This window comes from Sulfurimonas sp., assembly GCF_029027585.1.
Lineage (GTDB): Bacteria > Campylobacterota > Campylobacteria > Campylobacterales > Sulfurimonadaceae > Sulfurimonas.
Genome location: NZ_CP093397.1, coordinates 700446 through 714844 on the forward strand (window position 1 = coordinate 700446; position 14399 = coordinate 714844).

Genomic DNA, 14399 nt, shown 5'->3' on the forward strand with positions numbered 1-14399 from the left:
AATATAATAATGACAAAGTCAAAAACAAGGATAAGAAATGATAGAAAATGAAATCAATTTAGAAGAGTGCGAAATTGAAGGAATAATTAAGCATGTGAGTTTAAATATTTTAAAGAAAACGATGCAATCTCAAACCTCACATTTTAAAAAAAAGGGAGAAGAATCTATTCGAGATTTTATCTCTTATTTTTTTGATTTATCAAAACTAGAACAACAAAACACTATATCAAAAATTAGAAACCTTAGAAAAATAATTGATAAAAAAAATGAAAATGAAATAATAAAAACTTTTGAAACTCAATCAAATTTTATACTTAGTTTTTTTAATTTTGACGAAGAAGAGCGTCGTAAAATTTTTGATATTATCAGCCCTCTTCAAAAAATAAATCATTTTGAAAACTACGAAATTGAAGAAAATAACATTGAGTTAAAACCGTAATTTTCATATAACAAATCATATAATAAACACTCTTTTTTTTATACCTCAAAAAATGAATAAATGAACAAGTTCATTTATTCAAATTAATACCCTTGTGGTATAAATTTTCCCACACTCATTAGTTCAACTTGTTGATACTAATGTGTAGTGGGTACCCACTACACATTACCTAACGGAAATAAAGTGGGTTTTGTGAGACCACAAGAGTACTCAAAAAATTATCTAAGGAAATATAAATAATGTCAATTTCATCCATTCACATCGAAGCTGGAAAAATGGGGTTTTTTGGGCATAATGATAGAACTAGACCAACAAAAAATTCTATTTTTGAAGCTAAAAACTGGCATTCAAAAAGTGCAAAAGATGCAATTATTTTATATAAAAATGAACTTGCAAAACGCACTCAATCATATTTAAAAAATCATCCAACTCGTAAAAAACTACATTCAAAAACGATTACACAGTTAAGTGCAATCGTAAATTTAAACCATGACCACAAAGCTAAAAATTTAAAACCATTGCTAGAATATTTAGAAAAATCCCTTGATACTAGAATCATTCAAGCTTCAATTCATAGAGATGAAGGACATATTTCGGATGATGGAATACCTGTAAAAAATTATCATGCTCATATTGAGTTTATGGGAATAGATTCTCAGGGTAATTCTATCCGTCGTAAACTCTCACAATCTTACTTATCAGAGCTACAGAACCAAACAGCTCAAATTTTAAACATGCAGAGGGGCACTAATTACACAAGAGAGCGTAAACCTCGCCCGAAGAGGCTTAATACTTATGAGTACAAGGCACAAGCCAAACGACTACAAGAACAAAGGCTAAGGCTATCTCCTTATCCTAATATAATTACCAATATAAAAAGTTGGATTACTCCAGAACCTGAAAGTCATCAAGCCAAACAAAAAGAACTCAAATTAGAGATTAGTAAGCTAAGAGCCGAACTAAAGGTTTGGGGAGCTAAAAGAGCTGATTATGCAAAGCTTGAAGCACTAAATAAAAAGCTAAATGACAAAATAAAAAACAAAGACCTCACAATATTACAATTACAAAAAGAGCTAAAAGCACCTAAAAAAAACATATCAAGCACCAATGAAAATGACAAAATAAAAAAGTTAGCTGATTTAGCAGCACAAGAAATTAATAAATTAAAAGAAGAGCTTGAAGCAAAAGATTATCAATTACAAAAACAAGAAAGAACTATCAATATATTTAAACAAGAGCTACTAAGCTACAGAGGAAGCGATAGACAAATAATGAGAAAACAACTTAGTGATTTACAATTTGAAAATAAAGAATTAAAAAGAGAAATAGAGGTACTTAAAAATAAACCTTTACCTAACCCTAAAAATTCAAAAGAATATAAAACTTTACAAATGGAATATGACAAGCTTTACAGCTCTTTCCTAAAAATATCTCAAGAACAAACGAGTGAACTACAGAAGGGAATATCTCCAAGGCCCTAAGAGAAAATTAATATTTACCTTTTGAGGTATTTAATTGCATCTCCATATGCCATATATTTTTCTTCAGTATTTGTATTCACTGTATAATTATCACTTTTAAATTGTTTGTCCATTGAAGAAATGGAGGTAGTTGATGTAGAATTTATACTAAAATTTATTATTGCATCGGCTCCCATATTATATGCTTTAAATAAAAGTGTATTAGTTGCTCTCTCTTCTGTATCATTCTCTGTTTTTACTATTCCTAAATTTGTGTATTCGTTTGCTGGTGCTTGTGAAAATATTTTTATTTTATCAAAAATCTCATTATGACCTTTTTGATATAGAGGGTCTATTATTTCAAAGGAAGGCTCCCATATTCTTGTATTCTTTAGATAGTTTTTTCTCATACGTCTCATTACTTCAATCACAGCTATTAAAATCCATCCAACAGGAGGAAGGACAATAAATACAACATATATAAGTGAAGTTAGAATACTATTTTTTAATTTGAAACGATTATTTATCGCTTCCATATCCTTATAAATAACTTCCCTAAGTTCCTCAATTATGACTAGTTCTTTTTTTGGTAACAGTGTATAGTTTGGATATTTATACAATAGTGCATCATTTACTTCTTTCATTGTACTCCCCCACCTTTTTTTATTTTGTCATATTTTAACATATTTTTTACTATAAAATTTATTATAAAAGAACTACAATAAACTTACCTTAAGCTCTGTCAATATGGTACATTAAAAGGTACATTAGTAAATGTAATTTTTTTTAAAACCCCTTGTATTAGCTATTTACAGGATGTTATCTAGTAGACCACAGCTCCACCATTTATTTCTCACTTAACCCCTAAATTACAAAACTTTAAAATAATTTTTAATGCTCTCCCGATTAAGTCTTAAATGTATCAAGCTGATATTTGAGCTTATCTGTTAATGAATTTAAATGATTAGATGCACTTGATATCTCTTCAACATTTCTAGCATTATTTGATGAGAACTCATTTATCTCTTTCATTTGAGTTACTATTAAATTTATACTTTTATTTGTCTCTTCAAACCTAACAACTGCTCTATCGTTTGTTTTAGACGCTTTATCCACTATATCTACAGAACTATTTATCGCTACCTCAACTTTTATAGCTATAGTTGATAACTCTTGTATCCCTTTAGAGTTACTACTCATTTGTGCACTAGCATCTACTATTGATTGAACTATTAAGCTTATTGTAGTGTTGATCTCTGTTAAACTTTTTTGTGTTCTCTCTGCTAGTTTTCTAACTTCATCAGCAACAACTGCAAATCCTCTCCCGTGTTCTCCAGCTCTTGCAGCTTCTATAGCAGCATTTAAAGCTAGTAAATTTGTTTGTTCTGCTATATCTTCTATAACTCCTAAGACATTTTTAACTTCTTCTGCACTACTAGATAACTCTTCCATTTTATTTGCTAACTCTTCTTCCGACTCTGCACTACTTTGTACATTTTTAGCTAGAGTTATTATATCTTCTCTTGCAGATTGTAGTTTTTTGTTTGCTTGGTCTATCTCTTTTTTACTTTCTTTTGCGTCTTCCATAACACTTAATATCTCTTCTTGTACTTTAATCGCTTGCTTATTTGAATTTTCTACCAATACTACAGAATTTTCAACATTTTTTCCTACTTGATCTGCTGTTGTTGATAGCTCATGGGATATAGAAACATTTTCAGTAGATGATTTTTTGGAATTGTCTATTAAGCTTAATACTTGATCTAATAATTCATTGAATACTGTTGCCATATGAGAAAGCTCTTGTGGAGCGTTTGTTTCTGCTCTTATTGTTAAGTCATTGTTCTTGGTAACTTGTACCATAGTAGCTTCAAGTTTATTGATTGGTTTAATGATTCGTGTCATCATGAATACACCGATTACAAACATGAAACAAATAATAAGAAACATTGCTATATAAATATTTACTAACCAAAAGTTTGCGTTATCTTTCGCCTTTTTAAGTTGAGCTGTTGTTCTTTTTTCTAATTTTATAAAGAACTTTTTAATTGGTGTACCTATTTTAACTAACTCATTGTGGTAATTGTCATCGAACAATAATCGCACAGCAAAAGCGTCATAAGTTTCATTTGCAAGAGGAGTAGCTGGTCCTTCAACAAAGTCTCCCTTTGTAATTGTAGCCATTGCTTGCACTTCTATATTAACCAACTCAGTAGAGAACTTACTTGCTTCAGCCAATAGTGAAAATTCTTCTTGTGTAAATTGTAATTTTTTCATAATGTCATCTTGTGAAATAGTTTCACCTTTATATATATCAACTCCATCATTGGGGCGAGAGATTTTTGCACTACGCCATGCTAAAAAAGTATTATATTTATCTAAATATTTTGAATTCCCTGTCTTCGCATAAGTTCTTGCCATATTTGTCAAACTAGCTGAAACTGCAGCTACTTCTTTAGCAATCACATATGATTTATATTGCTGCTCTGATAAATAATGTTGTTTATCATTAGCTATACCATAAAAGTACAATGCACCTACGCAAAACGCCACAATGATAGCAGAAACCATCGCTATCATAAATATTCCAATTCTTAAACTCATCATATTATCCTTTTTTAATAATCACTTAAAATATTAATTATTAACTACTTTATTTAACCTATTTTATCATAAAACAGTTGTTAATAATATTTTTCAAAAACTCTTTTGAAAATTTTACGAGTCCAACTAAGGAGAATATGGAATAAGATAAAATATTGTCAGTCCTTGTGATTTAAATATTTTTATGTTTGTAAAACTAAATAAATAATGTGAATTTGCTCTTGACAACTCTTATAAATATGACTATTATTCATTAAAAGAAAAACTACACTAAGCTCTATAATAAAGATTTAATTGAGATATTGTTAAAAATATTTAAAATAATTTCAGGAACCAATAAATGACTTTTTCTTCACTCAAACTCTCTTCGAACATACTGCAAGCACTTAACAAATATAACTTTGAAATACCTACTCCTATCCAAGAAAAAGTTATTCCTCTTATTCTTGATAACAAAGATATTATGGCAAGAGCAAAAACAGGTAGTGGTAAAAGTGCTAGTTATATTCTTCCTATTTTAGAAAAACTACAAAAAAATCGACCTCAAGGCAAGATGAAAATTAAAGTCCTTGTTTTAACTCCAACTAGAGAGTTAACCCTTCAAATCTCTCAAACATTTGAAACTTTTTGTGAGTTTATGACAAAAGCTCCTAAGATTGTTAGTCTTATAGGTGGAGAAGGTATTGGCGATCAACTTTACGATATTCAGCAAGGTTGTGAAATATTAGTAGCTACTTCTGGTAGATTTTTAGATGTTCTTAGTAAAAAACAGATGAACCTTTCGCATCTAGAGTATTTTGTTCTTGATGAAGCAGATAAGATGTTAACTCTTGGATTTTCTGAAGAGTTAAACCTAGTTCTAGATGCCATTCCAAGCAAAAGACAAAATCTTCTTTTCTCAGCAACCTATCCAGATAAAATTTTAAACATAGCATCTAAGATAACAAAAGATGCTACCCAAGTTAGTATTGATGAAGTTGTACCAACAGTAGATACTATAACCCAAAGAGTCATAGAGGTAGATCAAGTAAATCGTGGTCCTCTACTAAGACATCTCATTAAAACTGAAAAATTAAAAAATGTACTTGTCTTTATGGCTAACAAAAGAGCAACGGACAACATAGCACATAAGTTTAGAAAGTATGGTTTTTTAGCTGAGTCTTTTCATGGTGATTTATCTCAAGAAGATAGAACTTACACACTGCGTGAGTTTAAAGATAAAAAGATAAATATTCTTTTTGCGACTGACATTGCTGCAAGAGGTTTAGATATACAAAATATTGATTGTGTTATAAACTTTGATTTACCTCGTTCTCCGACAGACTATATTCATCGTATTGGGCGAACTGCTAGAGCAGGTAAAGAAGGTCTTGGGATTTCATTTGTATCGCACGAGAATCAAGAACACTTTAAAATCATAGAAAAAAAATGTAAGGTAAAAATAAAAAGAGAACAAATAGCTGGATTTGAACTTACTGGAGAAACACCGAGAAAAGAAAAAGGTCCCGCCCCTATAAAGGGCAAGAAAAAAAGTAAAAAAGATAAACTTAGAGAGAAGTTGTTAAAGTAACTATTGTACTTCACATTTATAATTGATTATTACTCTACTTCCCCAATCCATCGCTAGTGTATTTCTATCTTTTGGATTTATTTTACACATAACATTACTATTTACATCCTTGTATATTTCAACAGAAATATTTTCTTCTATTTGAGTATCAACATGTTTTAGCTCTATAGTTGTACTAGCATTTTGTAATTTCATATTTTCTTCATTATAAGATATAGTATTTGCAAGACCTGACTCTTCTGCTTGGTGTTTTGTTAGTGTTCTTGTAACTTTACCACCCACCGTAAATTGGTATGGGTAACATTTAAGATTTATAGTTGTTTCATTAGCTGATAATAAACTTATTGCAAAAATAAGAGATAGTGTGATGATTTTCATTGATAGTTCCTTGTTTTATATGGCGTATCATATAAAACAAGAACTTTAGTATTGTTGAATAGCCTTAAAAACTTACTTTTTAGAGTTTAATCTTGAAAAATACTTCTCATCATGCTTACAAATAGGACATTTTACTGGCGCTTTTTTCCCATAATGAATATGACCACAGATCTCACAAATCCATGATTCTTGGGCATCTTCACTCTTAAACTCTGCATCTGCTTCAAGTCTGTCTAAAAGCATTTTAAACATATTTTCATGTTCTACTTCTATCTTACAGATGCCTTTAAATAGTTGTGCAGCTTCTTTATAACCCTCTTCTTTTGCAATAGTTGCAAAATCAGGATACATTGTTACATTTTCATAACTCTCTCCATCTATCGCTGATTGTAGGTTTTCTTTAGTATTTCCAAAACTGTTTTCACTATCACTCACCATTCTATTATGAAGAGCAAGTTCCATTTTAGCGTGAGTTTTTTCATTGTTCGCAGCGCGTTGGAAATGTTCTGCAATATCTCTATAACCCTCTTTTTGAGCAGCTTTTGCAAAGTACTCATACTTATTTCTAGCTTGTGATTCACCTGCAAAAGATTTAATCAAGTTAACAAGAGTTAAATTAGGAGTAATCATCTCCATAGCTTCGCCACAGCAGTGAAGTTCTCCACCACCAACATTTTGAACCTCTACTACATTACCACATTTGTTACATCTATATGACTGATACTGTTTCATTTCTTTCTCCAAAATTAAATTCTAAAGGATAATTTTTATCCTTTGTTAAATTATACTATTATTAAACTTAAAATATAATTTTTATCCTTTAAACATATATAGTGTATAATTTTGACATGATTAACTTTACAGATGAATTAAGAGTACATAACTTAAAAGCAACACCGCAAAGACTAGCTATCTCAGATGCTATGTTTACACATAGACACATAAACATAGATGCCCTATATACTATAATGCTCAAAAAATTTAACTCTATCTCACTTGCTACTATATATAAGAACATAAACTTAATGCTTCAAAATTCATTTATTCAAGAAGTGAAAATTCCTAACAATAAATCTGTTTATGAACTAACAAAAAAAGTACATTCACATTTAGTTTGCCAAACATGTAATGAAGTTTCAGATATAGACTTAGAACTACAAACCGTTTTAGATGAAGCTCAGGCACAAAGTGATTTTTTGGTATCTAAAACTGATTTAGTATTATCTGGAATTTGCAAAAAATGTCGATAAGTCTTTAGATTTTAAAAACTCCTCAGCACTATTATTATATAATCCACTATTAATTTTTAAAGATAAGGAATCCTATGCGTGGTTATAAAATTTTTGCTGGAAGTGCTAGTGTTGATTTTGCAAAAGAAATTTGTCAAGTTCTTGATATTTCGCTATCAAATGCTACTATTAAGAAGTTTAGCGATGGAGAAATCTCAGTTCAAATAGATGAAAGTGTTCGTGGACGAGATGTGTTTATAGTTCAATCAACTGGTTCTCCATCAAATGACAACCTAATGGAACTGCTAATCATAACAGATGCTCTAAAGCGGTCTTCTGCTTCAAGCATAACTGCTGTTGTTCCTTACTATGGCTATGCTAGACAAGACAGAAAAGCTGCACCTCGTGTGCCAATTACAGCTAAACTTGTTGCTAACCTTTATGAAACTGCTGGAATTGACAGAGTTATAACTATCGACCTTCATGCTGGACAGATTCAAGGTTTCTTTGATATCCCTGTTGATAATCTTTATGGTTCCATAACTTTTGAGCACTACATAAAAAGTAAAAATCTTAAAAATCCTATAATTGCATCTCCTGATATTGGTGGAGTTGCAAGAGCTAGATACTTCGCAAAACGCATGGGTTTAGAAATGGTTATCGTTGATAAACGCCGTGAAAAAGCAAATCATGCACAAGTGATGAATATCATCGGTGATGTTGAAGGTAAAGATATCATTATGATAGATGATATGGTTGATACTGCTGGAACAATGGTTAAAGCAGCAACTGCACTTAAAAACAAAGGTGCAACTTCAGTTATGGCATGTGCTACTCATGGTGTTCTTAGTGGAAAAGCTTATGAGAACTTAGAACATGGTGAGCTTGACGAGCTAATCATTACAAATACGCTAGAAACAAAACCCCATAAAAATATAAAAGTATTAACAGTTGCACCACTCTTTGCAGAGGTAATTCGTAGAGTCTATCATAACGAAAGTGTAAACGGACTTTTTGAATAAATCTAAAAGGCTAAGCTTTTATAATATTTAAGAGCTAATATAGACTCTTTATTTCCAGTATGGAGTTTAATATTATCTTCTAGCACAACAATAGCAGCTTTTTTATCTACCTCTGCTAGTGCTATGGCATACACATAAACATATTTTACATTTGTAGGGCTTAGTTTTGCAGCTTTTTGCAATAGGTGCAATCCCTTATTATTATTTTTATTTCGTATATACCATAATCCAAGAGCATGATATATATCAGCATTTTTATTCTCTATCTCTAAAGCTTTTTCTAAAATAAAAAGAGCCTTCTTCTCTTCTCCTAATTTTTGAAAATAGTAAGCATAATTTATGTAAGTTGGCATAAACATAGGTTCAATTCTAAGAGCTTCTGTGTAAGATTCTTCTACTTTATCAAACTCTTCTAAGTTAGTATATAAATGTGCGAGATTATTTTGAGTTTGTGCTCTATCTGCATTAAAAAGTAGCATCCTTTTATACTTTTTTATATACTTATTAAAAATCTTATTCTGGTGTATATCAAAAGTTTTTTTTGGCAAATTTAAAAGTTGCCTAGTCGCTTCCATCTGAATAATATTTCGTTTATCTTCTAATAGATTAAAAGTTAGAGCCAATCGATACTTGATAGGATAAGATTCAAGAGAATGAAGAGCATTTAGTCTTATCTCAAGGTCATCACTTTTCAACAACTCTAAAATCTTTTTATAAGATTTCAGTGATTTGTAATTTCCAAGATATTCTACAACAGTAGCCTTTGCAATATTTGGTGCGTCTGACATAAGAACATCATACAAATACTTTTGTCCATTTTTATCATTCCTACGCAAAGCCTCTAAAGCATGAGAAAAATTCTGTTTTCCAATTGGTACTTTTTTATACCATTTTAACATAGCCTCAGTAGCCCAGTCAGCACTCTTATCTTTATGGCAGTTATTACAAGCATTCGGTATATCAGAACCCACAGATAAATCTGGTCTTGGGACTCTAAAACTATGATCATTCCTCTCATCTACACCCATATAGACACGAGATGGCATATGACAACTTATACAACTACTTCCTTGTGAAGCAACCTTATGTTTGTGATGTTTTTTTTCAGTATATTTTTTTGGAGTATGGCACTGATAACAAACTTTCTCACCTACTGCCTTATGTTCAAGTGAGTGAGGATTATGACAGTCGGAACAACTTACTCCTTGCTCATACATTTTGGATTGTTTAAAAGAGTTGTATACATATACTTCATCTTTTATCTTACCATCTGAAAAGTATAGTCCCTCATTTAGGTTTACATTTTTATAATGATCAAAAAAGTTATCTCCTGGTGAAAAATCATCATCTAAGGGTGTACGACGGGAATGGCATTTTGCACATACATCAAGCTCAGAAGATTTTTTTAGATGAAAAGCTAAGCCATTTTTTCCTTTTTTTCCAGAATTAATCATTTTTTCATGTCCTGATGCTGGTCCATGACAAGACTCACAAGAGACATTGATAACATCAAAAGTAGTATTAAATGTTTTTGTTTTAGGATTATAATTCTTTTTTACATTTGTACTATGACAATCAGCACACATAAAATTCCAGTTTAGATTAGGTGAAGTCCAATGCAGTATGTCATCAGATTTTATTTCTACATGCGGATGCAGGTGATACCAATGTTGACCTCCATCTTTTTTATTCCTACTATCCCATGCAATATCTAGTACTTGTATCTTTCCCTTAGGGAATTTAATCATATATTGTTGTAAAGGATATACACCAAAGACATAAGCTATCTCATAATTATGAAGTTTTCCATCTTCTCCATCTGTATTTACAAAAAACTTTTTATCTTTTTTAAAAAATGTTGTTTTGATTTTTGATTTTGAAATAAATGATGCATTGTTAAAATTACCTAATACTGTTTTCTCATTAGCAACTTGCATAGATAAGTCATGATGAGAGCCCTTCCATTGTTTATAAATATCAGCATGACATTTTGCACAACTTTTATCTCCTATATATTTAGGAGAAGCATAAAGTATAGATAAATAAAATAAACTTATGACGAAAAATATAACTTTCAAATTCAAGACTCTTTAGTTTTAGAATATTGTAGCAAAACTAAACAAAGTCTATCTCACTTTATGCTAATATAATCAATTATAATAAAACATTCAAAGGTCATCAATGAAATCTGTAATTTTAATTTTTACATTACTTTCTATATCGTTAAGTAGTAGTTTTGCAACATCAACTAAAGTACAAGAAAGACCAAATATTTTATTAATTGCTGTTGATGATATGGGATATTCTGATATTTCTCCCTTTGGAGGTGAAATAAAGACTCCAAATATCAATTCACTTGCCCAACAAGGTGTTAAATTTACAAATTTTTATGTAGGACCTAGTTGCTCAGTTACTCGTTCTATGTTATTTTCAGGAAATGATAATCATGTTGCTGGACTTGGTAATATGAACGAGTTACTTACGCCAAATCAAGTTGGAAAACCTGGATATGAAGGTTACTTAAATGATAGTGTTGTATCAATAGCATCTCTTTTAAAACAAGCAGGTTATCACACTTATATGGCAGGTAAATGGCACCTTGGAGAAGAACCAAGTCAGGATCCTTCTAAGCGTGGGTTTCAAAGAGTTTATACTATGCTTCAAGGTGGAACTAGTCACTTTGATGATGAGTGGATGATGTATGCAAACTATACACCAACTTATCGAGAAGATGGCATACGAACTCATGTTCCACAAGGTTTTTACTCAACAGAATTTTATACGAAGCAAATTATAAAATACATGGATGAACAAAAAGATGACAAACCATTTTTTGCATATCTCTCATTTACAGCACCACATGACCCTTTACATGTACCTGATGAATGGCTTGACAAATATAAAGGGCAATACGATAAGGGTTATAATAACCTACGCAAAAAGCGTCTTGCAAAAATGAAAAAACTTGGCATTATCCCAAAAAGCACTACATTGGGTCCATGGATAAGTAAAGTTAAAAAATGGGACAAACTCACTACTAACGAAAAAAAGATGCAAATGCGTAAAATGGAAATTTATGCTGCAATGATAGAAAATATAGATTATCATATAGGACGCGTGTTAAAGTACCTAAAAGACTCAGGAAAACAAAAAAATACTCTTGTTATATTCTTTTCAGATAATGGTGCAAATGGCTTTGAGATGGATAGTTATCCAAATACAGATAAAGCATGGATAGAAAAAAATTCTGATAACCGTTTTTCTAACTGGGGCAAAAAAGGTTCTCGCATCGCACAGGGTCCAGGCTGGGCACAAGCCAGTTCAACTCCTTTTTATCTTTATAAAAATTTTCTCGCTGAAGGAGGTATTCGTTCACCACTAATAATGAGCGGTGCAGGAGTTAAGTATAAAGGCGAAACTATGCATAGTATGGCTCATGTGATGGACTTAGCTCCTACCTTACTTGAACTTGCAGGAGCAAAATATCCAGCCACATACAAAGGTAAAGCTGTTAAACAACCTCGTGGAAAATCAATGATTCCATTACTATCTAAAAATAGTTCTACTGTCCACAAATCAGATGAAGCTATTGGTTGGGAATATAATAATTTTAAGGCGATTAGAATAGGTGATTACAAAGGAATCTGGATTAGTAAACCTTTTGGTTCTGGTAAATGGCGTATCTTCGATCTAAGTGTTGATCCAGGTGAAAGCAATGACTTATCTATAAAAAAACCAAAATTACGACAGCGTCTTATTGAAGCTTGGCATGAGTATTCAAAATCAGTAGGAGTTATCCCTCCTGTAGGTGGTTTATTTGGAAATAAGTAAGTTAAAACCACTTAACAACTCTATTAGAACAATTTTTGTATAATCGCGTAATTATTTCTAAATAGGATAGATTATTTGAAAAACATTAGAAACTTCTCTATTATTGCTCATATCGACCACGGAAAAAGTACACTTGCTGATAGAATCATTCAAGAGTGTGGAAGCGTTAGTGAACGAGAAATGGGTACACAAATGATGGACACAATGGACATCGAACAAGAACGCGGTATAACCATTAAAGCACAAAGTGTTAGACTTAACTATGTTAAAGATGGTGAACATTATATTTTAAATCTCATAGACACTCCAGGGCATGTTGACTTCTCTTACGAAGTAGCAAAATCACTTGCTTCTTCTGATGGCGCTTTACTTATTGTTGATGCCGCGCAAGGTGTTGAGGCTCAAACAATTGCAAATGTTTACTTAGCCTTAGATAATGATTTAGAACTTATTCCTGTCATTAACAAAATAGACCTTCCTGCCGCTGATCCTGATAAAGTTGCCGAAGAGATAGAGACTTCTATCGGAATTGATGCAACTGATGCTTGTTTAGTATCTGCAAAAACTGGTGTTGGGATTCGTGAGTTAATTGATGCTATTGTAGATAGAATCCCTGCTCCTGTTGGTGACCCTGATGCAACTACAAAAGCCATCATTTATGACTCTTGGTTTGACCAGTATTTAGGTGCACTTGCACTTGTTCGTGTTTTTGATGGTCAAGTAAAAAAAGGGCAAAATATTAAGCTTATGAGTAATGGTGAAGAGCACCACATTCTTGACTTAATGTACCCCCATCCTATGAAAAAAATCAAAACTAAAACTATTGAGTGTGGTGAGATTGGTATAGTTGTTCTTGGACTTAAAGAAGTAAGTGTTATCAATGTTGGTGATACTATTACTGATGTAAGAAACCCAACTGCCGAGCCTGTTGGAAAATATGAACCTGCAAAACCATTTGTATTTGCAGGAATTTTTCCTATAGATACTGATAAATTTGAAGACCTAAGAGATGCGCTTGATAAGCTAAAACTAAATGACAGTTCTCTCTCTTATGAACCTGAAACTTCAGTAGCGCTTGGTTTTGGTTTCCGTGTTGGTTTTCTTGGAATGTTACATATGGAAGTTATCAAAGAGCGTCTTGAAAGAGAGTTTAATCTTGACCTAATCGCTTCTGCCCCATCTGTAATTTATAATGTTTATCTAAGTAATGGTGATTTTATAAATGTTCAAAATCCTTCACAACTACCAGAAGTTAATCGTATAGATAGAATTGAAGAGCCTTATGTTAGAGCTACTGTAATAACTCCTGCTGAGTATTTAGGAAATATCATAACACTACTTATAAATAAGCGTGGGACTCAAACTAAGATGACATACTTAAATGAAGATAGAGTTATGCTTGAGTATGAAGTACCTATGAATGAGATAGTTATGGATTTTTACGATACTTTAAAGTCTATCTCAAAAGGTTATGCATCCTTTGATTATGAGCCTATTGAATTTAAAGTTGGTGACCTAGTTAAGCTTGACATCAAAGTAGCTGGAGAAGCTGTAGATGCATTAAGTATCGTAGTACCTCGCAATCAAGCTCTTTCTCGTGGTCGTATTTTAGTTAAAAACATGAAAGAGCAAATTCCAAGACAACTTTTTGAAGTTGCAGTTCAGGCATCTCTAGGTTCTCAAATCATTGCTAGAGAAACTGTAAAGTCTATGGGTAAAAATGTTACTGCAAAATGTTACGGTGGAGATATTACTCGTAAGAGAAAACTGCTTGAAAAACAAAAAGCTGGTAAAAAGCGTATGAAGTCTATTGGTAAAGTTCAACTTCCTCAAGAGGCGTTTATGTCAGTTCTTAAAATGGACTAA

Annotated in this window: 12 protein-coding genes; 7 read left to right on the forward strand and 5 right to left on the reverse strand. The window is 31.7% G+C overall.

Features of this window, described 5'->3' with window-relative positions:
• The first annotated feature begins 37 nt into the window (after nucleotides 1–37).
• Both MOV50_RS03670 and MOV50_RS03675 read left to right on the forward strand, forming a co-directional pair.
• On the forward strand, nucleotides 38–439 hold the full coding sequence (locus MOV50_RS03670) for a hypothetical protein (protein WP_321779055.1): 402 nt from the start codon (nucleotides 38–40) through the stop codon (nucleotides 437–439).
• Nucleotides 440–678: 239 nt separating this feature from the next.
• Nucleotides 679–1920, forward strand: coding sequence for a hypothetical protein (locus MOV50_RS03675; RefSeq protein WP_321779056.1), 1242 nt, complete (start codon nucleotides 679–681; stop codon nucleotides 1918–1920).
• A 14-nt stretch (nucleotides 1921–1934) separates the two neighbouring features.
• On the opposite strand, the gene MOV50_RS03680 is transcribed toward MOV50_RS03675, so the two are convergent.
• Nucleotides 1935–2543 carry a hypothetical protein gene (locus MOV50_RS03680; protein ID WP_321779057.1) on the reverse strand — a complete coding sequence of 203 codons (609 nt, stop codon included), beginning with the start codon at nucleotides 2541–2543 and terminating at the stop codon, nucleotides 1935–1937.
• 262 nt (nucleotides 2544–2805) lie between these two features.
• Nucleotides 2806–4503, reverse strand: coding sequence for a methyl-accepting chemotaxis protein (locus MOV50_RS03685; protein ID WP_321779058.1), 1698 nt, complete (start codon nucleotides 4501–4503; stop codon nucleotides 2806–2808).
• Nucleotides 4504–4843: 340 nt separating this feature from the next.
• Between MOV50_RS03685 and MOV50_RS03690 the strand changes: the two genes are divergently transcribed.
• On the forward strand, nucleotides 4844–6073 hold the full coding sequence (locus MOV50_RS03690; RefSeq protein ID WP_321779059.1) for a DEAD/DEAH box helicase: 1230 nt from the start codon (nucleotides 4844–4846) through the stop codon (nucleotides 6071–6073).
• Here the strand turns inward: MOV50_RS03690 and MOV50_RS03695 are convergent, their stop codons facing one another.
• A complete protein-coding gene (locus MOV50_RS03695; protein ID WP_321779060.1) occupies nucleotides 6074–6451 on the reverse strand; it encodes a hypothetical protein in 378 nt (125 codons plus the stop codon).
• A gap of 72 nt (nucleotides 6452–6523) precedes the next feature.
• Nucleotides 6524–7183 (reverse strand): ferritin family protein, encoded by a 660-nt coding sequence (locus MOV50_RS03700; protein ID WP_321779061.1) that lies wholly within the window; start codon nucleotides 7181–7183, stop codon nucleotides 6524–6526.
• 116 nt (nucleotides 7184–7299) lie between these two features.
• Between MOV50_RS03700 and MOV50_RS03705 the strand changes: the two genes are divergently transcribed.
• Both MOV50_RS03705 and MOV50_RS03710 read left to right on the forward strand, forming a co-directional pair.
• Nucleotides 7300–7701, forward strand: a complete 402-nt coding sequence (locus tag MOV50_RS03705; protein WP_321779062.1) for a Fur family transcriptional regulator — start codon at nucleotides 7300–7302, stop codon at nucleotides 7699–7701.
• A 74-nt stretch (nucleotides 7702–7775) separates the two neighbouring features.
• Nucleotides 7776–8702: a ribose-phosphate pyrophosphokinase gene (locus MOV50_RS03710; RefSeq protein WP_321779063.1), complete on the forward strand. Its 927-nt coding sequence runs from the start codon at nucleotides 7776–7778 to the stop codon at nucleotides 8700–8702.
• A 2-nt stretch (nucleotides 8703–8704) separates the two neighbouring features.
• Here the strand turns inward: MOV50_RS03710 and MOV50_RS03715 are convergent, their stop codons facing one another.
• A complete protein-coding gene (locus tag MOV50_RS03715; protein ID WP_321779064.1) occupies nucleotides 8705–10780 on the reverse strand; it encodes a multiheme c-type cytochrome in 2076 nt (691 codons plus the stop codon).
• Between the two features lie 103 nt (nucleotides 10781–10883).
• On the opposite strand from MOV50_RS03715, the gene MOV50_RS03720 reads away from it, so the two are divergent.
• Nucleotides 10884–12533 (forward strand): arylsulfatase, encoded by a 1650-nt coding sequence (locus tag MOV50_RS03720; protein WP_321779065.1) that lies wholly within the window; start codon nucleotides 10884–10886, stop codon nucleotides 12531–12533.
• 75 nt (nucleotides 12534–12608) lie between these two features.
• Nucleotides 12609–14399, forward strand: a complete 1791-nt coding sequence (lepA, locus tag MOV50_RS03725; RefSeq protein ID WP_321779066.1) for a translation elongation factor 4 — start codon at nucleotides 12609–12611, stop codon at nucleotides 14397–14399.